Consider the following 22,394-nt stretch of genomic DNA (forward strand, 5'->3'; position numbering starts at 1 on the left):
TCTTACGAAGTGCCTGTTTTTATCTTTAGTCCAAGCCCACGCGCTTGAAGATGTCATCTACGCGCTTAGTGTAGTATGCAGGGTTGAAGATTTCATCGATTTCCTCTTGAGTCAGGCGTGATGTCACTTCTGGATCTGCTTCGAGAAGCGGTTTAAAGTCTACTTGGTTGTCCCAAGAGTAGGCTGTTTTTGGTTGCACCAAATCATAGGCTTGCTCACGGGTCATTCCCTTCTCGATCAAGGTCAACATAGCACGTTGGCTAAAGATAAGACCAAAAGTAGAATTCATGTTGCGGATCATGTTTTCTGGGAATACCGTCAAGTTCTTGACGATATTTCCAAAGCGGTTGAGCATGTAGTCAATCAGAATGGTCGTATCCGGTGTGATGATACGTTCAGCTGATGAGTGAGAAATGTCGCGTTCGTGCCAGAGAGCGACGTTCTCATAGGCCGTCACCATGTGACCACGGATAACACGCGCCAGACCTGTCATATTTTCAGAACCGATAGGGTTGCGTTTGTGAGGCATTGCTGATGAACCTTTTTGCCCTTTAGCAAAGAACTCTTCCACTTCGCGTTGTTCCGATTTTTGAAGACCACGAATCTCAGTCGCCATACGCTCGATGGAAGTCGCGATGCTAGCAAGAACTGCAAAGTACTCAGCGTGAAGGTCACGAGGAAGGACTTGTGTAGAAATTTCTTGAGCACGGATACCCAGTTTGTCACAGACGTATTGCTCTACAAACGGTGGGATATTGGCAAAGTTCCCAACCGCACCAGAGATTTTACCAGCTTCAACACCAGCAGCCGCATGCTCGAAACGCTCGATGTTGCGCTTCATTTCGCTATACCAAGTCGCCAATTTAAGACCAAAGGTTGTAGGTTCCGCATGCACACCGTGGGTACGCCCCATCATGATGGTGAACTTGTGCTCCTTAGCCTTATCAGCGATGATGTTGGTGAAGTTTTCAAGGTCACGACGGATGATGTCGTTGGCCTGCTTGTAAAGATAACCGTAGGCAGTATCCACCACGTCGGTAGAAGTCAAACCATAGTGAACCCACTTGCGCTCTTCACCAAGAGTCTCAGAAACTGCACGCGTGAAAGCCACCACATCGTGGCGCGTCTCCTGCTCAATCTCCAAAATACGGTCGATGTCAAAGTCCGCCTTTTCGCGAATCAAAGCCACATCTTCCTTAGGGATTTCTCCCAATTCAGCCCATGCTTCGTCCGCCAAGATTTCCACTTCAAGCCAAGCACGGTATTTATTTTCTTCACTCCAAATATTCGCCATCTCTGGGCGAGAGTAACGGTTGATCATGTTGTTTCTCCTTTTGATATTTAAATATAGTGTTGTTTAAAACAAGTTCATTTTTACTTTCTTCGAAAGGTAGTGACCAATTTTCAAATCGTCCCATTATGTTAACTTCAATATTGTAACCATTAGGTGGGATAAAGTTATAGTTAGGACTGATATAATATCCATACTGTGCTATCTCACTAGCTTGAATAGAACGTATAGTTTCAATTCCAGATGTCCTATAAGATATATAATCAAATATCTTCTCTATTCCACTATCCCAGATTATCTTTTGGAAATCAAAATAATTTACAATCCATGTGTCAATCAAATCATTTCTATTCCTATCTTTAAAATAATCTATTGCCATTTCAGATAATTTATAGTAATCATCTAATGTTACGACTACCTTATATATTTTTTTAGATTTTATATTTTCAATTCTAAGTCGCTCAGTACTTCCCTTTTTATCAGTGAATATTGCAATTTCATTATTAAGGATATATTGTTTAGCTCTCTCAGCTTGTTCAGAAGCTGCCAATACCACTTTTTTAAACAGCTGCTGGCGACGCTCCTCTGACATTTTTTTATTAAACGGAATCTCTTTAAATCCCCTAGCCTTGCATTCTATTAATAGGATATTGTTACCTGAAATAACAATGAAATCTTGTTCTTCTTTTTTACTAGTTTTTAAATATAAAGATTGATAAACATTATCAACATCAAAATAATTTTCCAAAATAGTTTTTAATTCCTTCTCTAATATGTCTCCTTTATTGTTTGAAGAAGAAATTAGTTTTTGTTCAATACTAGATAGAATATGTTCTGATGCAGGTAAAAAATATGTCAAATTCCTTTTAATCCCAATAGAACCCCCTAATATTTGTATAGAAGAGGTCAAATATCTTACTTCCATATTTTTTGAAGCAGTCATAAATAATTTACTATAATCAATATCCCCAAAGATTTCATCCAACTCTCTATCTGAAAATTGGCTACAACTACACACTAATCCATCTAGGCGAGATTTAACATTACAGATTATATATAATAACTTGTCAAAATTTTCGTAAATTGAAAATCTATATTGTTTTCTTGCTTCATTATCAAACATCCTACATATTTCATAATACTCCCAAAGTTCTTTTCGAAAATCAAAATGGTAGCTTAAATAACTTTGTAAACTATCGCTCCTTCTATCTTGTATTGACTGTTCCACTTGGTTATTAGATATATTATTTTGAAGGGCATTTATGAATAAAAAGAAAATTTCAATTTCATCTGAAGTAACTACATCCTTCTTTGACTCGCCGTTATACTTCAATAATATATATACATATAACTGAACCATAAGTTTCAGTGAAAATTGTGAATTTGATTCTCGCTTTCTTTGAATAATAGCTAAATTCATCACAGTATTTAATTTATTTATTGAATAATAAATATTATAGTACTTTAAAATATAATTCAGAATATCATCAATATTACTAAGTTGGTATATCTCTTTCTCTATGTCCTCTAGACTTTTAGGATACATTTTTTAACTCCTAATCCTTCTTTTAAAGTTTTCAAATATCTTTACAATGCTTCTATAAAAAATTTTCACTAACTCATAACACTTACTGTATTTCACTTAAAACATCCACTTCTATAGCTAATAATAAATAATACAATATACTTTTGAAAACGATATTCAATAACAAGTGCAGATTCTCCTATAACAATACAAATACTGATCAATGAGCCTCTTATACTTAACTATAAAATTCTATTTCTCCAGTACTTACAACTCTCTTTTTGTGCAAGTTTATTGATATTTATTTGAATTGCAACCATACACTATTAATAAATACTTACTTCATTGTAGTAAGTTTGTTATTAAAAAGCTAAAGTCATAAAGCAGTCTTCCTCGTCTCTTCAAATCTATGATAATCAGCGTCAAGCAAAAACCGCCCCAACTCAAAAATAACCCCTGAATAGAAAATTACTTTTTTATTATAATCTAAGCTAATAATTAAATGACCTTCTTTATTTCTATAATCTTTTCCATCAAAGTAAACATGATCATATAGAACAGAATAATCCCTCACTTCTTTAATAACAGTATTTCCTTTATTAATCATTCTTGCCGCAAACTGCGAATGATTAGCTCCATTACAAATCGCAATATCCATTGGATATACATAGTGATTCTCTATATTGTAACTGTAGCGATCCCCATCAAAAGGATTTTGATTATTTATTGTATCGAGATTACTTATTATTCTGTTCGAATTCCATGGATTTAACAAAATAGGCAACTCCTTCACCATTATTTCAATCGGCCCTTGCTCTCGAATTGTTTTGTTTTTATAATACTTCGCATCATCCGGATGTATGCTTCGGCAGATAATTTCATTAATAGTTAAATCTATTTCGTATACAATTTTGTTATAAATTTCTTCAATCAAAGAATTATCTTGTGCTTCATGATTAGTTTCAACTGCTTGAATAGCCTCATCAAAATTTAGATACTCAACCACAACCATCAACAGATTTTGAGCTGTTCTCACTCTGTCTTCATTTTTACTACAGTCTTCAACCATATTCATATAGTTTGTAAATTTATTTTTATAACCTTTATAATCAATCACACTTTTTGATTCTTGTATACTGCTAAATAATTTTCTTAAGAAATTTAACATTATTTTCTCCTAGATACTATAAATCTCCGTTTACTTCTCATTATCTAGTTTGTAGTGCTTTTCCCAAATCAAGGAAATACTGTTTTTTTGTTTTTTAAATAGAACCAAGCAAATGATGTCAGTAGGATATTTTTAACAGTAATATCTTCTGTAAAATCCAGAACCGTTTGTCCATCCTTATAATCAAATCGTCCTAGCCAAGTTCCTTGGAGATTTTTATTTTCAAACTCAAGTTCCCAGCGCTTATGTAAGTCAACCTTTTTTACCTTAAAATTTGTCTGGATACTATTTTTAGTATATTCAATAAAGTGACTGTCATCTATTTTTTCAAACCGACCAAGATCACTTCTCCAAGTTTGATTTGATAAATCAGTCACACATTCCCAAACTTTATCAATAGACCAGGGAAAACTCGCTTTCCTATTAGATTTTACCACTATTCCTACTCTTAATTATCAACACTATTTTTTACGAATAGTTTGATACTAAATCAACATAGATGTGGTACATACGCCAGTTGCTACATGAATGGAATCCTGAGCTCTTTTTTCATTGATATATCCCACATTCCATAAGCAATTGCAAATATAAACACTATAACCATTATTGTGGAAGCAATATCTAGCACTTTAATAAATACGAGATCATCTACTAAAGCAAAGCACAGTGACTGGATGAGGTTAACCAAAGAAATTACCAGCTTTGTATGGAATCAGTACCTCAAGCCCTAAAATTGTTATTTTCACCTAAAAATCAATCCCTTCCCCAAACTCTTCCACACTATCCGGCTCATCACTAAACAAAGTCACATGTCCCATTTTGCGGTTGTGCTTCGCTTCTATTTTACCATACAGGTGAAGGTGGGCGCTTGGATTTTCTGTGACATATTTTTCAGCGGCCTCGACATGCTGGCCGAGGACATTGAGCATGACGGCTGGGGCATGCAATTTGATGTCTGGTAATGGTGCTCCCAGAACACCCAAGATATGGGTATCAAACTGGGAGAAATCGCAGGCTTCGATTGAATAGTGACCTGAGTTGTGTGGGCGTGGGGCAATCTCATTGACGATAATATCATCAGCCGTCGCAAACATTTCTACACAAAGGGTTCCAGACAAGTTAAGCTGTTCTGCGATTCTCACAGCCATGGCTTTGGCCTTAGCCGCTAGACTCTCAGAAATGCGGGCTGGGACAATGGTCTTAGACAGGATGTTGTTGCGGTGGATATTTTCCTGAACTGGGAAAACCGTCACATCCTTACCATTTCCTGATACGATGACAGAAATTTCAAGGTCAAAGTTGACGAATTCTTCCAAGACGCAGTCTGCTGAGTCGGCTAGTGCATGGGCTTCTTCCAAATCTGCTTCCGAGCGAATGACCTTTTGTCCATGCCCATCGTAGCCACCAGTCGCAGTCTTGAGGACATAGTTTTTCGATAGGTCAATATCTGCCAAGTCTTGGCTTGAAGTCACAACCTTGTAGGGTGCCACAGTGACTTGTGCCTTGTTTGAGAGAAAGTCCTTTTCAAAAATGCGATTTTGAGAGATGCGGAGCAGATCTGTCCCTTGAGGGAGCTGACCATCCTTGATAACAGCATCCAAACCATCAGCATCGACATTTTCAAATTCATAGGTAAGAACATCACAACGGTCCGCCAACTGACGCAATGCATCCACATCGTTATAAGGGGCCACGATGATTTCCGCAACGCGAGAGGCCGGGCAATCCGTCGCAGGATCCAGCGCGATAACCTTGTGCCCCATGTAGATAGCAGAAATGGCCATCATCTGACCAAGCTGGCCGCCACCGATAATTCCGATTGTTTTAGATGAGCTCATTTGTAGACTCCTCTGCGATTTTTCCTTGTTCTTCTGCAAAATCTGCCAAAGCTGTCGCGATACTCTGATCCTCTACTGACAGGAGACGGAGGGCAAAGAGGGCTGCGTTGGTCGCACCTGCCTCACCGATAGCCATTGTCGCAACAGGCACACCGCCCGGCATCTGTACGATAGAGTAGAGCGAGTCCACGCCACTAAGGGCACGAGACTTGACGGGTACACCGATAACCGGAAGGATGGTTTTAGCAGCAACCATACCTGGCAAATGGGCGGCACCACCAGCACCTGCGATGATGACCTTGATACCACGACTACGGGCTTCTTCGGCATGTCTAAACATGAGGTCTGGTGTACGGTGGGCAGAGACAACCCTCTTTTCGTAAGCTACACCGAAGCGGTCAAGGACTTCGGCGGTTTTTTGCATGGTTGCCCAGTCGGATTTTGAGCCCATGATGATGGAAATTACTGGTTTCATTTTTAATCCTTTTTCTTCCTTTTTTGATAATGGTCTTAGGTGGTAGGGACGGAAGCAAACCTTCGGTTTCATTCCTAAACTTTGAGCCTAGGGTCTCAAAGTTTCCCCCGACCAGAACATTCACTGTTCTGGTCCTTTCACCACGGCGACCATTATCGTATTTGGCGACTTCGTCGCATTATTCTTATATCTTTACTTAATTGCCTTGCTTCCGATATCGGTTCGGTAGAAGAGACCTTCTGTATTTTGTTTGTTGAGTTCGCTGTAGATAGTGTCTTGGGCTTCTTTAACGGTATCAGCTGTGGTGACGAGCATATAGACACGTCCGCCGTTTGATAGCAGTGCTCTGCTATTTTCCGCAAACTTAGCACCGGCATAGTAGGTGATGATGTTGCCCTCGGTTTTTGATGGCAACTTGACACCCTTTGCATAATCTAGCGGGTAGCCCTTTGATGCGACAACCACACCCAGAGTCACACCCTTGTCCGTCCAAGTGATGTTTGGCTGCTTGCCATCGAGAATATCCGTGATATTTTGTGCAAAGTCAGATGTCAAACGAGGCAAAATAATCTGAGTTTCTGGATCTCCGAACCGAGCGTTGAACTCGATGACTTTAGGACCATCTGCTGTCAGGATAAGCCCTGCGTAAAGGAGGCCCAGATAAGGACGCCCTTCTTGGATCATGCCCTCAAGGACAGGCTTGACAACGGTGTCAACCGCCGTATCAATCACACTCTGTGGCAAGTGAGGAACTGGCGCATAGGCACCCATCCCACCAGTGTTAGGGCCCTTGTCACCATCGTAAGCACGTTTGTGATCCTGAGCCGTTGGCATGATGTAGAACTTGTCCCCATTGACAAAGGCAAAGAGAGAGAACTCCTCCCCGTCAAGGAATTCCTCAATAACCACACGCGCACCAGAATCACCGAATTTATTATCCAAGAGCATCTCATGAGCGGCTTCTACCGCTTGCTCGACTGTCTCGGCAACGACAACGCCCTTACCAAGTGCCAAGCCATCCGCCTTGACAACGATAGGAGCGCCTTTCTCCTTGATATAAGCCTTGGCCTTCTCAAAGTCAGAAAATGTGCCATAGGCTGCTGTCGGAACGCCGTATTTGACCATGATTTCCTTAGCAAAATCCTTGGACCACTCCAGCTCCGCTGCCAATCTTGTCGGACCAAAAGCCTTAAGTCCTGCTTTGTTAAAATCATCGACAATCCCAGCAGCAAGGGCATCATCCGGACCGATAAAGGTCCAAGCGATATCGTTGGCTTTTGCAAACTCAATCAATTTAGAATGTTCGGAAATAGAGATATTTACCAATTCCAGCCCATCCAGAGTCATTCCGTCATTTCCTGGAGCTACAAAGACTTTTTCAATGTCTTTTGATTCAAGCAACTTCTTAGCAATCGCATGTTCACGACCACCTGAACCAACAACTAACAGCTTCATCTCTCAACCTCTTTTGCGAATTATTTACTAATATTATACCACAAACGTTCGTTTTAATCTTGTTTCGTTCTGCCTTTTAATCAAAAAAAGGAAAGAAACTGTTTTCTTCCCTTTTGTTTTTTTAATGCCTAAAATGTCTCACGCCTGTGAAGACCATGGTCAAGCCATATTTATCCGCGGCTTCGATTGACTCTTGGTCACGGACTGAGCCTCCTGGCTGGATGATGGCCTTGATACCTGCTTTGGCGATTTCTTCCACGTTATCGGCAAATGGGAAGAAGGCATCCGAAGCAAGAACAGCGCCGTCCAGACGGTCTTTGGCTTGGTCAATGGCAATACGGACTGAAGCCACACGGTTGGTTTGCCCTGGACCAACACCGAGTGTCATGTGGTCGTTGGTTACGATGATACCGTTTGATTTGACGTATTTAATAGCTTTCCAAGCAAACTCAAGAGCTGTCGCTTCTGTCTCAGTTGGCTGGCGTTTGGTCACCACTTGCCAGTCAGCTGGGCTTTCTTTGACCACGTCTTGGTTTTGCACAAGAAGTCCACCAACCACACCTGTGTATTCTGCTTCCACTTCGCTAGCGTCTTGAGCATCAAATGGCAAGGCAAGAATGCGCAAGTTTTTCTTTTTGTTGGTCAAAATGGCTAGCGCTTCATCTGTATAGCTTGGCGCAATGATGATTTCAAGGAAAACGCCATGCATCTTCTCAGCTGTCGCAGCATCCACCTCACGGTTAAGAACGACAATCCCACCGAAGATAGACACTGGGTCTGACTCATAGGCATAGTCCCAAGCAGTTTCGATATCATCTGCCTGACCAATTCCACATGGGTTCATGTGTTTGAGAGCCACAACGGTTGGACGGTCTTTGAAGTCACGGATAATACGAATGGCAGCATCCGCATCACGGATGTTATTGAATGACAATTCCTTACCGTTAAGCTGTTTGGCTGAAGCAATGGAGTAATCTGTCGGCAAAGCTTTTTGGTAGAAGTCCGCGTCTTGTTGAGGATTTTCCCCATAGCGCATAGCTTGTTTGAGGTCATAGGTCAAGGTCAACTTTTCAGGCTTTTCTTCACCCACTTGAGCTGTGAAATATTCTGCAATCAAGGCATCATAAGCTGCTGTATGACGGAAAACCTTGGCTGCCAAACGTTGACGCGTTTCATAAGTCGTTTTCCCGTTGGCTGACAATTCGTTAAGCACCACTTCATAGTCTGCAGGATCTACCACAACTGTTACGCTGGCATGATTTTTAGCTGCTGAACGAAGCATAGACGGCCCACCGATATCGATGTTTTCGACTGCATCGGCGTAAGTCACATCTGGTTTGAGAATGGTTTCCTTGAAAGGATAGAGATTGACCACCACAAGGTCAATCAATTCAATCTTATTATCTTTAGCCGCTTCCAAGTGGCTGTCCAAGTCACGACGAGCCAAAAGTCCGCCGTGTATATTTGGATGGAGGGTCTTGACACGACCGTCCATCATTTCTGGAAAACCAGTCACATCATCGATGGCAATCGTGTCCACCCCAGCAGTATCAAGGGTAACCTTGGTTCCACCTGTCGAGATGATATTCCATCCGAGTTTTTTGAGTTCTTGGGCAAATTCAACAATGCCCGCTTTGTCTGAGACGCTGATTAAGGCGCGTTTCGTCATGTTTTCTCCTTATTATTTACTATGTTCTAATTTTTCTAACTTAAAAACAAAACGATCAGTAAAAAAACCAACCACCAGAGGAATAAGAAATAAAGTCAGTATCTTGTCGACATTATTTAATATGATTTTATCTACATTCCAAAAAGCTTCTTTTGAATTTAAGTTTTGGTACGTCTGCCCAATCATCCACATCGCTAAAATAAACATTAAGCATGCGACAATGAAATAATCAAATTTATCTCTGAAATCTTTTCCCGTTCTAAATCTTGTCCACGATAAAGTAAAAAAAACAATAAATAGAGGAGCTAAAATATTTTCCAATATAAAATCTTTAAAAGGTGCATTAGGATAACCAATCCATAATACACATACAGACATTAAAATAAAAAAGTAAATTATATACCTCATTGCATTCTTGCTATCTTTGCTCATTACCTATAACCTCTCCACTCCCAAACTATCCAACACTTCCGGATACAACTTGTACTCCGCTTCATGAATCCTAGCTTCAAAGCTTTCGATGGTATCATCAGATAGCCGTGGCACACGCACTTGTTTGATAACCTTGCCTGTATCCACACCAGAGTCCACCCAGTGAATAGTCACGCCGCTCTCAGCAACACCAGCATTCCAAGCGTCCTCAATCCCATGAGCTCCCGGAAATTCTGGCAGGTAGGCTGGATGAATGTTAATGATCCGACCCTCGTAAGCAGCGAGCAAAGTTGGCCCAACGATTTTCATATAGCCTGCTAGGCAAACCAAGTCAATCTGGTGCTCTTCCAAGAGTTCGACAAGGGCTGCTTCATAGTCTGCCTTGCTCTCAAACTCCTTGAGTTCAAAAGCATAGGACAGAACGCCGAGCTTGTCTGCACGCTCAAGCACATAGGCATCACGATGGTCTGAAAAGACAAACTCCACTGGAAATTCTTCGGCAATCACCTGAAAATTTGAGCCATTACCAGAGGCAAAAACCGCTATTTTTTTCATTTGATGATGACACTTTCGTTTTCTTTCTTGACGATGCGACCAATTTCATAGACTGGTTCATCCAGCAATTCTTTGACACGACCTACATTTTCAGGGCTAACTGCCAGCATGAGTCCCACACCCATATTGAAGATTTCAAACATTTCCTCGTGTTTGATTTCACCGTATTTTTCAAGAGCTTTGAAAATCGGAAGCACTGGAACTTTGCTTTCCTCAATCTCTGCAGCCAAGTCATCAGCAAACATACGAGGGACATTTTCGATAAAGCCACCACCTGTGATGTGAGCAATACCGTTGACCAACTCTTCCTTGATGAGCGGCAAAACAGCCTTGACATAGATACGAGTCGGCTCAAGAAGAACCTCCTTGAGTTTCTTGCCTTCCAATTCTGGCAAGACTTCCTCACCTGTATAGTCGGCAAAAACACGACGCACGAGTGAGTAACCATTGGAGTGAATCCCACTCGAAGCAAGTCCGAGAAGAACATCGCCTTCTGCCACCTTTGAGCCGTCAATAATTTGAGATTTTTCAGCTACACCGACCGCAAAACCAGCCAAGTCGTAGTCATCTGCGCCATACATACCAGGCATTTCAGCTGTTTCCCCACCGATGAGGGCAGCACCTGCCTGCACACAACCTTCTGCCACACCAGCAACGACTTGTTCTAGCTTAGCCGGCTCATTCTTCCCAGTTGCGACATAGTCGAGGAAATAGAGGGGCTCCGCACCAGCAGCGATGATATCATTGACACACATAGCCACACAGTCCTGCCCAATCGTGTCATGCTTGTCATACTTGATGGCCAGCATGAGCTTGGTTCCGACACCGTCAGTCCCTGAGATCAATACGGGCTCTTTAACACCTGTTTTTGAGAGGTCAAACATGCCACCAAAGCCACCAAGAGCTCCCATGACACCCGCACGCTCCGTACGAGCCACGTGCTTTTTGATCCGCTCAACAACTTCATAACCCGCTTCAACATCCACACCAGATTGCGCATAAGCATTTTTATTTGTCATCTTCTCTTCCTTTCCTTTCATGGAGAGTCTTTATCCATCTATTTGTAAAAACTGGTCTTTTCTTCCAAACTTTTACGATAGTCTTCTTCGTAATCATAGAGAGGAGTTGGGTAGTCACCGTCAAAGTAAGCGACACAGAGACCACCATTCGGTGCATCTGTTTCAATCCCGATAGAGTTAATCAAGCCATCAATTGAAAGATAGGTCAAGCTATCCGCACCAATGATTTGGCAGGTTTCTTCAACCGTATGATTGGCAGCAATCAGCTCCTGACGCGTCTGGATATCAATCCCGTAGAAACATGGATACGCTAGGGCAGGGCTACCAATCGCAACGTGAACCTCAGCCGCACCTGCTTCTTTCAAAAGCTGAACGATACGGCGAGAGGTTGTCCCGCGGACAATGGAATCATCCACCATAACCACACGTTTGCCTTTAACAACACCCGAAACGGCTGATAGCTTCATCCGCACACCTTGCTCTCGCAATTCTTGAGTCGGTTGGATAAAGGTACGTTGGGTGTATTGGTTCTTGATAAGACCCATCTCATTTGGCAGTCCTGATTCTTCCGCAAAGCCCATGGCTGCGCTGAGTGACGAGTTGGGCACACCGACTACGATATCCGCCTCATGCTTAAATTCACGCGCTAATTGGGCACCCATACGTTTCCGTGCCGTATGGACATTGACTCCATGGATATTGGAGTCAGGACGGGCAAAATAGATATACTCCATAGAGCAAATCGCGAGCTGAGTATCATTCGTATAGCTATCATACTGGATGCCATTGTCATCAATAATGACAATCTCGCCTGGTTTCACATCGCGAATCCACTCCGCACCGATTACTTCAAAGGCACAAGTTTCAGAGGAAACGACTACCGCTCCATTAGCCATTTTTCCGATAGAAAGCGGACGGAAACCATTAGGGTCAAGCGCAGCAATCAACTTGTCCTCAAACAGCAAGATATAAGCAAAGCCACCTTTGACAAGACTAAGTGCTTCCTTGATTTTGCCCATCAAGCTAGGATTGTGACTACGGCGAATCAAGTGAGCCAAGATTTCCGAGTCCGAAGTCGCGCTGAAAATCGCGCCTCTTTGTTCTAATTCTTGCTTGAGAGATTCTGCATTGGTCAGATTTCCATTATGAGCCAAGCCAAACTGCATATCATGAAAGCGGAAAAGAAAAGGTTGGATATTGTCTACAGAAGCTTCTCCCGCAGTCGCATAACGCACGTGTCCAATCGCTCCAGTCCCTGTCAATTTATCCAAATTAGCAGGTTCTCTGAAGACTTCTGATAACAGCCCCATATCACGATGGCGCTTCAATTTTCCTTGGTCATTGGAGAGGATACCTGCCCCCTCCTGACCACGGTGCTGAAGACTGTGGAGCCCAAAATAGGTCAATTTAGCAGCATCTGGATGTCCCCAGATACCAAAAACGCCACATTCTTCATTAAGAGATTTTACTTCATATGTCATTTTTTATACCTAATTTTTATTTGTGTAACACCAAGAGCTAGATCTACATGGCTTTTACATTACAGATATTGTCTATCGGAAAAACCGCAAATCTTATTTTCCAGTAAAGTATTTAACCGCCGATGCGAACAGGTGCTGGTCTTTATTTCCTGGGATGTTTTGGAAGAGACCGTCTTCATAACGTTCTGAGTGTCCCATTTTACCGATGATTTGACCGTTCTTGCTGGTAATCCCCTCGATAGCATTTACAGAACCATTCGGATTGTACTTAGAGTCCATGCTTGGTTTTCCGTCGAAGTCTACGTATTGGCTAAAAATTTGGCCATTGTCACGGAGTTCAGCGAATTCCTCAGCCGTCACGACAAATTTCCCTTCTCCGTGCGATACAGGAATAGCGTGGATATCACCAACTTTCACTCCAGCAAGCCATGGTGAGTTGGTATTTGCAATACGGGTTTCCACCATCTTAGCCACGTGCTGGTTAGCATCATTGTAGAAGAGAGTTGGGCTGGTACTGCTGGCATCTTCAAAGTTCCCGTATGGAAGAAGGCCTGATTTTACGAGAGCCTGGAATCCATTACAGATACCGATAATCAGACCACCACGAGCGATAAAGCTGTCAATAGCAGCACGCACTTTTTCATTGAGAAGGATGTTGACGATAAACTTAGCTGAACCATCTGGCTCGTCCGCAGCTGAGAAGCCACCTGCAAAGAAGAGAATGTTAGCCTTGCTGATGTTGTCAACCATGGTTTCAACTGACTTGACAATGGCTTCTTCATTCAAGGTCACAAATGGCACCAAGTTGACCTCTGCACCTTCTTTTTCGAAGGCTTTTGCTGAGTCATATTCTGAGTTGGTTCCTGGGAATACTGGGATGTAAACCACTGGTGCCTCAACTGTTTCTTTGGCTTTAATCACAGCATCTGATGCCATAGCAGGTACTTCTTTCAGTTCTTTTGCTTGGGCAAATTCAGTAGGATAGACTGCTTCCAATGTCCCTTGGAAGGCACTGTCAAGCTTGTGTCCATCTAGCTTCACACCGTTGACAAGAAGTGTAAAGTCTGCTTTCGTTTGACCGATCTTCTCCACCCCAGCGATTTCTTCAGGAGATGTGAAGACAAATCCGCCTAATTGAGCTGTCAAAGAACTTTCAAGTTCAGGCAAGATTACCTCTGCACCGATATGATTTCCAAAAGTAGCAAGAGCTAAACTTTCAAGGACACCACCATATTTGACAGCTGAAGTAGATGTCACTTTGTGAGCCTTTTGAAGGGCTTCAAACTGAGCAAAGTTTTTCTTAATTAAGTCAAAGTCAATATTAACAGAAAGGGCTTGACCTGGGATGTAGTAGATATTTTCACCAGCATCCTTAAATTCTGGAGAAAGGACCTTACGGCTATCTGCTGTTGTCACCCCAAAAGCAACCAGGGTTGGTGGCACCGTCAATTCTTCAAAGGTACCAGACATAGAGTCCTTACCACCGATAGATGGCAAACCAAGTTGGATTTGTGCTTCGATAGAGCCTAGAAGAGCTGCTACTGGTTGACCAAAACGCTCCGCTTGCTTGTCCATACGCTCGAAGTACTCTTGGTAAGAGAAACGAGCCTTAGACCAGTTAGCACCAGCAGCCACCAAACGAGCAGTTGCTTCGATAACTGCATAGGCAGCACCATGGTATGGAGACCATTCTGCTAGATAAGGGTTAAATCCTTGTGCCATAACAGAGGCTGTTGTTGTCACACCGTGTTGAACTGGCAATTTTTGCACAGAAGCCTCAGTTGGTGTGAGTTGGTAGCGACCACCAAGTGGGTGGTTGACCGTAGAACGACCGACCGAACAGTCAAAGATGGTCTGCAAGCCTTTTTGACTCGCATGGTTGAGGTCAGATAGAACCGCAAGAGTATCTGTTTCCAGTGTTTCAACACTCGTCTTGCGCTCTTCTGGGAGCTTGACATCCTTGTCCACCACCTTGGCATCGACAACGACACGCACACCGTTGGTATCAAGGAAACAGCGTTCCAAGTCAACAATCGTTTCACCATTCCAGTGCATGACTAGATTTGGTTTTTCAGTGACTGTCGCTACGACAACAGCATCAATATTTTCTTGGTTACATGCGGCAACGAAGGCATCTACATCTTCAGGACGAACCACAACTGCCATCCGTTCTTGAGATTCAGAGATGGCAATTTCGGTACCATTCAAGCCTTGGTATTTAAGAGGAACCTTATTGAGGTCGATTTCAAGACCGTCTGCCAATTCACCGATGGCCACACAGACACCACCCGCACCAAAGTCGTTGGATTTCTTGATAAGACGAGTGACATCGCCATTACGGAAGAGGCGCTGAATCTTGCGTTCTTCGATAGCATTCCCTTTTTGAACCTCAGCTCCAGCAGTCTCTACAGACTCAACTGTTTGAACCTTAGAAGAACCAGTCGCACCACCGACACCATCACGTCCAGTCTTACCACCGAGCAGGATAATGACATCTCCCGCTTCCGGTTTTTCACGGACAACATTGCCCTTGGGAGCAGCACCGACAACGGCACCAAGCTCCATACGTTTAGCAACGAAACCTGGGTGGAAGTATTCACGAACGTAGGTCGTCGCAAGGCCAATTTGGTTCCCATATGAAGAATAACCATGAGCCGCGGTTTTAGAAATAACTTGTTGTGGCAATTTACCAGCACGTGTTTCAGCGATTGGCGTTGTAATATCTCCAGCACCTGAGATACGCATAGCTTGGTAAACGTATGAACGCCCTGACAACGGGTCACGAATGGCGCCACCGATACAAGTAGCCGCCCCACCAAATGGCTCAATTTCCGTTGGGTGGTTGTGGGTTTCGTTTTTGAACATAAGGAGCCAAGGTTCCTTGACACCATCAACATCCACTTCGATTTCAACCGAGCATGCATTGATCTCGTCAGACACTTCCATATCGTCCAAACGTCCATTAGCACGCTCATAACGACCGAAAATAGTCGCCATATCCATCAAGGTTTGCGGTTTTTCAGAGCGCCCCAACTCCTCACGCATGGCCACATACTTGTTATAAGTCGCCTGCAATTGCTTTTGGAATTTAGAAGCTGAGAAGTCAATATTTTTCAACTCTGTCTCAAAAGTCGTGTGACGGCAGTGGTCAGACCAGTAAGTGTCTAAAACCTTGAGTTCTGTTTCCGTCGGCACGCGCCCAATTGACTTGAAGTAGTCTTGGATAAAGAGCAAATCATCCACTTCCATGGCCATCCCTTGCTCAGCCTTGTAGCGGGCAAAGTCTTCTGCTTTATAGCTTTCAAAGAAAGTCAATTTTGGAATGGTCTTGTCTGACTCTGAAAATTCCTGCTTGGCAATCCCTGTCGTGATATCCTTGAAACGAGAATCCACTGGATTGAGCAGGTAGTTCTTGACCGCTTCTAGCTCAGTCGCATCAATATCTTTATTAACTAAGTAAAGTTGAGCTGTGTTGACCGTTACATCACTTGAACTACCAAGCAAGAGCAAGGCTTCCTGTGAAGAAGCTGCACGCTGGTCAAACTGCCCCGGCAGGCTTTCAATAGCAAAAAAAGCATAATTGGCAAGATCAGCCTGCACAGCCGCTTCATCCAAGACATGGTCTGTCACCTGCTCAGAGAAGATGTGTTTCTCTGCAGGCTCAAACAAGTCCTCTGCCAAATCAAAGACATCATAAACCTGCACGATGCGAATACTTTTCAAAGTTGAAAGCCCCAAGTTGTGTTGGAGTTCTCTTACCAAACTCTCTGACTTGACCTGAAAATCAGCCTTTTTCTCAACAAAAATACGTTTATTCATCAATTCTTATTCCTTTATTTCAGCTCTTGCAATATTCCCAAACAGCCTTTAGGTTGTTATTTCAACCCCTGCAACTTTTCCCAAACAACTTCGTAAACGTCTGTCAATTCACCCAAGCCACGGCGGAAAACATCCTTGTCCATGTGGTTGCCATCCGCATCCCACAAACGGCAGTTGTCTGGTGAGAATTCGTCTGCCAAGATAATCTTGCCATCCTTGTCAAAACCGAACTCTAGCTTAAAGTCAATCAACTTAAGTCCAATCTCAGCAAACCAGGCTTTCAAGAGTTCATTGATACGACGCGTTTCTTCCTTCAAGTAAGCAATCTGCTGATCATCCGCAATCTTTAGGAACTTCACATGCTCGTCATTGATAAAAGGATCATCCAAATCATCGTTTTTATAGTAAAATTCGACAATCGGAGTTTCCAAAGCGATGCCCTCTTCCACGCCAAAACGTTTTGAAAAGGAACCAGCTGTATAGTTGCGAAGCACAACTTCCAAAGGAATAATCTCAACCTTTTTATTAAGTTGTTCCGTGTCTGAAAGTTTCTCAACAAAGTGAGTCGCCACACCAGCCGCATTTAATTTCTCAAAAATAAAAGATGAAATCTGATTATTTAACACTCCCTTGCCCGCAATCTGCTCCTTCTTGACACCATTGAAGGCAGTTGCCTGATCCTTGTAAGTTGAAATAATAAGATTTTCATCCTCAGTTGTATAGATATCTTTAGCTTTTCCCGAATAGATCAATTGTTTTGACATTTTAAAGTTCGCCTTTCGTATTACTTGAGCACATTCTACCACAAAAGCACGAAAAATTCAAGATTTTTACGAATAAATAACATTTTCCTTTTTTTAGCGTAAAGAAAAACTGCAAGATGAGCTCTCCTTACAGTTTTAAAAGCATTTTTCCTCTGAAAAACACGAATATTAATCTTTATTTTTATTTTTTTGTTTTACGACTTCTAGATTTTAAACCATTTTAAAATCCAGATTGGAAAAATAACTGAAATCATTTCTCCTCTTCCTTTTCTTCTCACTTATCCATTCGAAAAACAATTCGAAAACGAACAGTTCATTCATTTTTATTTTAAAAACCACTTGATTAACCATGGATACAAGATTGGCATGTACATAAACATTCCTCCTTTTTCTTTCTCATCTCTTTATTCGTAATTTTTACTAAAAGTTTCTCTTTTTTCTGCAAACAAAAAAACAACATGACTTGCATGTTGATTTTGGTTATATCTTACCTTTAATAATCGCTACCACATCTGCCACACTTTGAAGTTGGTCAATTTCCTCATCACTGATTTCGATACCAAATTCATCTTCTAACGTCAAGACGAACTCCATCAAGTCCACTGAGTCTGCATCAAGGTCGTCTTTCAAACTCAAAGCTTCTGTCACGACAAAGTCCTCTCCCTGTCGTTCTTGGATAATGGTTACAATACGGTCAAAAATTTCTTTTTCTGTCATCTTTTTATTCTCCTGAAAATTCACGCGCAGTTTGAGCAACTACGTCTGTTTCTAGCATGGTACGAATCTGGCGAATCGTACTGTACACAGCCTTGGCATCACTTGATCCATGAGTCTTAACAACAGGTGCTTTGACACCAAACAAGACTGCTCCTCCAACATCTGAATAGTTGAGCTGTTTTTTCAAACCTTTCAAACTATCCTTAAGGAGAAGAGCACCTAGTTTCGCTCGCAGACCGCCACCTGTAATGGCGTTTTTGAGCAAGCCCATGATCCCCATGGCTGTCCCTTCAATGGACTTGAGCACTGCGTTTCCCGTGAAACCATCTGTTACTACTACATCAGCCACTCCCTCCATCAGGTCACGCGCTTCCACGTTTCCGATAAAGTTCAAACTTTCATCAGCTACTAGCAAGTCGTAAGTTTCCTTACGAAGCGGATCTCCCTTGCTACTTTCTGTTCCGTTATTGAGCAAACCAACACGTGGTTTTGCAATCCCACGAACATTTTTAGCATAAAAGGAGCCGAGAACAGCGTATTGGTGGAGGTGCTGGGCTGTGTTTTCTGCATTGGCACCGAGATCTAGCATGTCAAAGCCTTTGCCATCAATGGTCGGCAAGGTCGACATAAGTCCAGGACGGTCGATATTCTTGATACGACCCACGATGAAGAATCCTGCAGCCAACAAGGCACCTGTGTTGCCAGCTGAGAGGACAGCGTCTGCTTCTTCCTCTTTGACTGCCTTAGCTGCTAATACCATGCTGGCATTTTTCTTCTTACGGATAGCCTTTGTCGGCTCATCGTCTGAGTCAATTTTCTCATCTGTATGGATGATGCTGACACGATCTATAGCTGTTAGATATTGCTTGATTTTAGCTTCATCTCCATAAAGTTGAATCTCAATATCTGAAAAGTCAGCAAGGGCTTGATTGACACCCTCAACGATGGCTTGAGGTGCGTAATCGCCCCCCATAGCATCTACTGCGATTTTTTTCATTTGTCTTCCTCTTTTAGTAATTGTCCCCAGTCTGCTAGGGAATCAATAAATTTCTTTGATTTTAGGTGAATCCCGACGTACTCTTCGTAGATCTGATCCATAAACTTGCGCAAGTCTTGCTTGATTTCAGGCTTGAGCGAAATGGTTTCCAAGGTCTCAAAATCAATGGCTTGAAATTGATTGAGCAGATAGGGGATGTTGGGATTCAGATGGCAACGTTTCTCGTCCTCATGATAATGGTCTGGACAGAGGCAGGCTCCATATTTGAAAGAAAAGTCAAAGGCCTGACCTACCCGATGGCAAAAGACACACTCATTAAAATTGAGGCTGATTCCAAATCGGGTCAAGATTTGAATTTCAAAAATATTGGTCAAAACTTGATAATCCAAGCCCTCTTCCATCAACTCTAGAGTCTTTCTCAAGAAGGCAAACAAGGGAGCATCCTGCTGATTATCCTGCAAACTAGCATCTGCAAGAGCCGCAACATAAGTCGCATAAGCCATGACAAAGAGGTCACTATTGATCTTGGGAAAGGTCATGACCTCATGATAGTCCTCAATGTAACTGAGTCCGTCATCATTGATTCGCAGGAGAAAACGAGCTAGTACCAAGGGCTGAATAACAGGAGCTAGTTTAGATTGACCAGCGTGTTTCACAAAAAACATGCGCTTCCCAGCCTGCTCGGTGAAGATCTTGACTAGCTTATCATCCTCCCGAAAGTTACGATTGTAGAGTACCAAGCCTTGACTCGTGATAGACTGAATCATGCTTCTCTCATGTACTCCTCAAGTCGTTTCATGGCCTCTCTGATCGTTTCCATGCTGGCTGCATAAGACAGACGAACATAGCCTTCTCCGTAACGCCCAAAGGCAGCACCAGGGATAAAAGCAACAGCCTTCTTCTGGGCAAAATCCTTGAGAAAGGCAAAGGAGTCTTGATTGTAACCTACTGGAATCTTGGCAAAGATATAGAAGGCACCGTCTGGTTTGATAATTTCAAAACCAAGAGCAGTCATTTTCTCGATAATATAATCTCGACGCTGGATGTATTCCTTCTTCATAGGCTCTGCATCGCTTTTACCAGCTGTTAAGGCCTCCACCGCAGCATGTTGAGCCATGGTATTTGCAGCAGTAACCAAATATTGGTGACTCTTGATTAACTGAGCTGTGAAAGCTGCAGGAGCAAAGATAAAACCTAAACGCCAACCAGTCATAGCATGAGACTTAGATAAGCCATTGATGATAATAGCCTGATCTCTCAACATAGTTCCCAGAGATACATGGGTTTCGCCTGTGTAGGTCAATTCTGAGTAAACCTCATCACAGACAACGAAAATCTCATACTTGCGTAAAACGTCTGCCAAAGCTTCCAACTGCTCTCGACTATAGGTAATTCCTGTCGGATTAGCTGGATAGTTGAGAATAACTGCTTTGAGCTTGTCCCCTTGCTCCAAAATAGCCTTTTCCAACATTTCAGGGGTCAAGACAAAACCATTTTCAGTTGTATCAATCTCGACAATCTCTGCCCCAACTAGATTGACAATCGGCTCATATCCTGGATAGGCAGGGGCTGGCAAGAGTACCTTGTCTCCCTCTTCCAAAATAGCCGTCAAAGTAGCAGATAAAGCCTCTGTCGCCCCAATTGTAACCAATATTTCATTTTCAGGAGCATAGTCCAGTTGGTACTTTTCCTTAACAAAGTCACTGGCTGCCTGACGTAAAGTCAGCAGACCACTCATCCCTGTATAGTAGGATTGGTTCTGGTCAATGGCTCGCTTGGCTGCCTCCTTGACATGATCTGGCGTTGTAAAATCAGGTTCCCCCAAGGTCAAACGCAGAACTCCAGGAATCTCTGAAATAGCCTGGTCAAACTGGCGAATCAAGGAAACTTGAATCTTGTCTAACTGTTTATTAAAGCGCTTAGTTAAGTCCATAGATACCTCCTACTTTCAAAACGTATTTCTATTATACTACAAAAGCTCCCTGACCGCAAAATCCATCTGAAACCCGCATTTTTCACTTTCTGTTTTACTTTTCTTCTCGACAGGACTATAATAATAAGTGCTTATCTTCGGAGGTTTATATGTCATTTTTATCAAAAAATGGGGCAGGAATCTTAGCCTGCCTTGTCATTTCTATCGTGTCTTGGTACCTAGGAGGATTCTTTCCTGTCATCGGAGCACCTGTCTTTGCTATCTTTATAGGGATGCTCCTTCACCCTTTTCTATCACCCCACAAACAACTGGATGCTGGCTTGACCTTTAGTTCTAAAAAATTGCTCCAATATGCCGTTATTTTGCTCGGTTTTGGACTCAATATCTCGCAAGTCTTCGCGGTAGGGCAATCTTCGCTCCCTGTTATCCTCTCCACCATTTCAATAGCTTTGATTGTTGCCTATCTCTTCCAGCGCTTCTTTGCACTGGACACAAAACTGGCTACCTTGATTGGAGTAGGTTCTTCTATCTGTGGTGGCTCTGCTATTGCGGCGACAGCACCCGTTATCCATGCCAAGGAAAAAGAAGTAGCCCAAGCCATTTCCGTTATCTTTTTCTTCAATGTCTTGGCTGCGCTCATCTTTCCAACTCTAGGAACCTGGCTTCATCTATCCAATGACGGCTTCGCCCTCTTTGCAGGAACTGCGGTCAATGATACTTCTTCTGTAACGGCCACCGCCAGCTCCTGGGACAGTCTTTACCAGACCAATACCCTTGAGTCTGCAACCATTGTTAAACTCACGCGCACCTTAGCCATCATTCCCATCACTCTCTTTCTCTCCTACTGGCAAAGTCGCCAGCAAAAAAACAGCCAAGATTTCCAACTAAAAAAGGTCTTCCCACTTTTCATCTTTTATTTCATACTAGCCTCTCTCTTAACGACTCTTCTTACCTCTCTTGGTGTGTCTAGCAGCTTCTTCACCCCTCTCAAACAACTATCCAAATTCCTCATTATCATGGCCATGAGCGCCATCGGTCTCAAAACCAATCTTATCGCTATGATCAAATCCAGTGGCAAATCTATTGTCCTCGGAGCTCTTTGCTGGATTGCCATCATCCTCACCAGTCTTGGTATGCAAGCATTAATTGGTACTTTATAATATAAAAAGCAGCCTACTGGTGAACTGCACCCCAAAAGTTAGACAGAAAAAATCTAACTTTTGGGGTGTTTTATTATGAAATTGAGTTATGAAGAT

General features: G+C 42.6%; 18 protein-coding genes and 1 pseudogene. 1 reads left to right on the forward strand and 18 read right to left on the reverse strand.

The features are described 5' to 3' along the window. Positions 1-25: 25 nt before the first annotated feature. The 18 genes and pseudogenes from purB to K1I97_RS06195 all read right to left on the reverse strand — a co-directional run bounded on the left by purB (position 26) and on the right by K1I97_RS06195 (position 21,138). The gene (gene purB, locus K1I97_RS06110) at positions 26-1,321 is read right to left on the reverse strand and encodes an adenylosuccinate lyase (RefSeq protein ID WP_223331863.1); all 1,296 of its coding nucleotides are present in this window, start codon (positions 1,319-1,321) and stop codon (positions 26-28) included. Further along, a complete protein-coding gene (locus K1I97_RS06115) occupies positions 1,275-2,837 on the reverse strand; it encodes a nuclease-related domain-containing protein (RefSeq protein WP_223331862.1) in 1,563 nt (520 codons plus the stop codon). The genes purB and K1I97_RS06115 overlap by 47 nt, the downstream gene beginning before the upstream one ends. Before the next feature lie 355 nt (positions 2,838-3,192). Further along, positions 3,193-3,984, reverse strand: coding sequence for a DUF6710 family protein (locus tag K1I97_RS06120; protein WP_223331861.1), 792 nt, complete (start codon positions 3,982-3,984; stop codon positions 3,193-3,195). Between the two features lie 40 nt (positions 3,985-4,024). Next, positions 4,025-4,421: pseudogene (locus K1I97_RS06125) on the reverse strand (SRPBCC family protein). 309 nt (positions 4,422-4,730) lie between these two features. Then, positions 4,731-5,822 (reverse strand): 5-(carboxyamino)imidazole ribonucleotide synthase, encoded by a 1,092-nt coding sequence (gene purK / locus K1I97_RS06130; protein ID WP_223331860.1) that lies wholly within the window; start codon positions 5,820-5,822, stop codon positions 4,731-4,733. Next, entirely contained in the window at positions 5,809-6,297 is a 489-nt protein-coding gene (gene purE / locus K1I97_RS06135) for a 5-(carboxyamino)imidazole ribonucleotide mutase (protein ID WP_223331859.1), read from the reverse strand. Before purE ends, purK begins: the two co-directional genes overlap by 14 nt. Before the next feature lie 192 nt (positions 6,298-6,489). Further along, positions 6,490-7,752, reverse strand: a complete 1,263-nt coding sequence (gene purD, locus K1I97_RS06140; protein WP_223331858.1) for a phosphoribosylamine--glycine ligase — start codon at positions 7,750-7,752, stop codon at positions 6,490-6,492. 121 nt (positions 7,753-7,873) lie between these two features. Beyond that, positions 7,874-9,421, reverse strand: coding sequence for a bifunctional phosphoribosylaminoimidazolecarboxamide formyltransferase/IMP cyclohydrolase (gene purH / locus K1I97_RS06145; protein ID WP_223331857.1), 1,548 nt, complete (start codon positions 9,419-9,421; stop codon positions 7,874-7,876). A 12-nt stretch (positions 9,422-9,433) separates the two neighbouring features. Beyond that, entirely contained in the window at positions 9,434-9,853 is a 420-nt protein-coding gene (locus tag K1I97_RS06150) for a hypothetical protein (RefSeq protein WP_223331856.1), read from the reverse strand. A gap of 3 nt (positions 9,854-9,856) precedes the next feature. Further along, a complete protein-coding gene (gene purN, locus K1I97_RS06155) occupies positions 9,857-10,408 on the reverse strand; it encodes a phosphoribosylglycinamide formyltransferase (RefSeq protein ID WP_223331855.1) in 552 nt (183 codons plus the stop codon). Continuing rightward, a complete protein-coding gene (gene purM / locus K1I97_RS06160; protein WP_223331854.1) occupies positions 10,405-11,427 on the reverse strand; it encodes a phosphoribosylformylglycinamidine cyclo-ligase in 1,023 nt (340 codons plus the stop codon). The genes purN and purM overlap by 4 nt, the downstream gene beginning before the upstream one ends. Positions 11,428-11,465: 38 nt before the next feature. Next, entirely contained in the window at positions 11,466-12,908 is a 1,443-nt protein-coding gene (gene purF, locus K1I97_RS06165; RefSeq protein WP_223331853.1) for an amidophosphoribosyltransferase, read from the reverse strand. Between the two features lie 93 nt (positions 12,909-13,001). Continuing rightward, complete coding sequence (locus K1I97_RS06170) at positions 13,002-16,727, reverse strand: phosphoribosylformylglycinamidine synthase (protein WP_223331852.1); 3,726 nt, start codon at positions 16,725-16,727, stop codon at positions 13,002-13,004. Positions 16,728-16,783: 56 nt separating this feature from the next. Then, on the reverse strand, positions 16,784-17,491 hold the full coding sequence (gene purC, locus K1I97_RS06175) for a phosphoribosylaminoimidazolesuccinocarboxamide synthase (protein WP_223331851.1): 708 nt from the start codon (positions 17,489-17,491) through the stop codon (positions 16,784-16,786). A 480-nt stretch (positions 17,492-17,971) separates the two neighbouring features. Next, positions 17,972-18,208 carry an acyl carrier protein gene (locus tag K1I97_RS06180; RefSeq protein ID WP_125450545.1) on the reverse strand — a complete coding sequence of 79 codons (237 nt, stop codon included), beginning with the start codon at positions 18,206-18,208 and terminating at the stop codon, positions 17,972-17,974. A gap of 4 nt (positions 18,209-18,212) precedes the next feature. Then, on the reverse strand, positions 18,213-19,205 hold the full coding sequence (gene plsX, locus K1I97_RS06185) for a phosphate acyltransferase PlsX (protein ID WP_223331850.1): 993 nt from the start codon (positions 19,203-19,205) through the stop codon (positions 18,213-18,215). Beyond that, on the reverse strand, positions 19,202-19,972 hold the full coding sequence (gene recO / locus K1I97_RS06190; protein WP_061421729.1) for a DNA repair protein RecO: 771 nt from the start codon (positions 19,970-19,972) through the stop codon (positions 19,202-19,204). The genes plsX and recO overlap by 4 nt, the downstream gene beginning before the upstream one ends. Next, on the reverse strand, positions 19,969-21,138 hold the full coding sequence (locus K1I97_RS06195) for a pyridoxal phosphate-dependent aminotransferase (RefSeq protein ID WP_223331849.1): 1,170 nt from the start codon (positions 21,136-21,138) through the stop codon (positions 19,969-19,971). Before K1I97_RS06195 ends, recO begins: the two co-directional genes overlap by 4 nt. A gap of 149 nt (positions 21,139-21,287) precedes the next feature. On the opposite strand from K1I97_RS06195, the gene K1I97_RS06200 reads away from it, so the two are divergent. Further along, positions 21,288-22,298: a YeiH family protein gene (locus K1I97_RS06200; protein ID WP_223331848.1), complete on the forward strand. Its 1,011-nt coding sequence runs from the start codon at positions 21,288-21,290 to the stop codon at positions 22,296-22,298. Positions 22,299-22,394 lie beyond the last annotated feature (96 nt).

Source organism: Streptococcus oralis (assembly GCF_019929345.1).
Taxonomy (GTDB): Bacteria; Bacillota; Bacilli; order Lactobacillales; family Streptococcaceae; genus Streptococcus.

Coding starts and splice junctions, on each gene's coding strand:
- purB (WP_223331863.1), bottom strand. CDS start 1,321: ATGATCAACCGTTACTCTCGCCCAGAGATGGCGAATATTTGGAGTGAA.
- K1I97_RS06115 (WP_223331862.1), bottom strand. CDS start 2,837: ATGTATCCTAAAAGTCTAGAGGACATAGAGAAAGAGATATACCAACTT.
- K1I97_RS06120 (WP_223331861.1), bottom strand. CDS start 3,984: ATGTTAAATTTCTTAAGAAAATTATTTAGCAGTATACAAGAATCAAAA.
- purK (WP_223331860.1), bottom strand. CDS start 5,822: ATGAGCTCATCTAAAACAATCGGAATTATCGGTGGCGGCCAGCTTGGT.
- purE (WP_223331859.1), bottom strand. CDS start 6,297: ATGAAACCAGTAATTTCCATCATCATGGGCTCAAAATCCGACTGGGCA.
- purD (WP_223331858.1), bottom strand. CDS start 7,752: ATGAAGCTGTTAGTTGTTGGTTCAGGTGGTCGTGAACATGCGATTGCT.
- purH (WP_223331857.1), bottom strand. CDS start 9,421: ATGACGAAACGCGCCTTAATCAGCGTCTCAGACAAAGCGGGCATTGTT.
- K1I97_RS06150 (WP_223331856.1), bottom strand. CDS start 9,853: ATGAGCAAAGATAGCAAGAATGCAATGAGGTATATAATTTACTTTTTT.
- purN (WP_223331855.1), bottom strand. CDS start 10,408: ATGAAAAAAATAGCGGTTTTTGCCTCTGGTAATGGCTCAAATTTTCAG.
- purM (WP_223331854.1), bottom strand. CDS start 11,427: ATGACAAATAAAAATGCTTATGCGCAATCTGGTGTGGATGTTGAAGCG.
- purF (WP_223331853.1), bottom strand. CDS start 12,908: ATGACATATGAAGTAAAATCTCTTAATGAAGAATGTGGCGTTTTTGGT.
- K1I97_RS06170 (WP_223331852.1), bottom strand. CDS start 16,727: ATGAATAAACGTATTTTTGTTGAGAAAAAGGCTGATTTTCAGGTCAAG.
- purC (WP_223331851.1), bottom strand. CDS start 17,491: ATGTCAAAACAATTGATCTATTCGGGAAAAGCTAAAGATATCTATACA.
- K1I97_RS06180 (WP_125450545.1), bottom strand. CDS start 18,208: ATGACAGAAAAAGAAATTTTTGACCGTATTGTAACCATTATCCAAGAA.
- plsX (WP_223331850.1), bottom strand. CDS start 19,205: ATGAAAAAAATCGCAGTAGATGCTATGGGGGGCGATTACGCACCTCAA.
- recO (WP_061421729.1), bottom strand. CDS start 19,972: ATGATTCAGTCTATCACGAGTCAAGGCTTGGTACTCTACAATCGTAAC.
- K1I97_RS06195 (WP_223331849.1), bottom strand. CDS start 21,138: ATGGACTTAACTAAGCGCTTTAATAAACAGTTAGACAAGATTCAAGTT.
- K1I97_RS06200 (WP_223331848.1), top strand. CDS start 21,288: ATGTCATTTTTATCAAAAAATGGGGCAGGAATCTTAGCCTGCCTTGTC.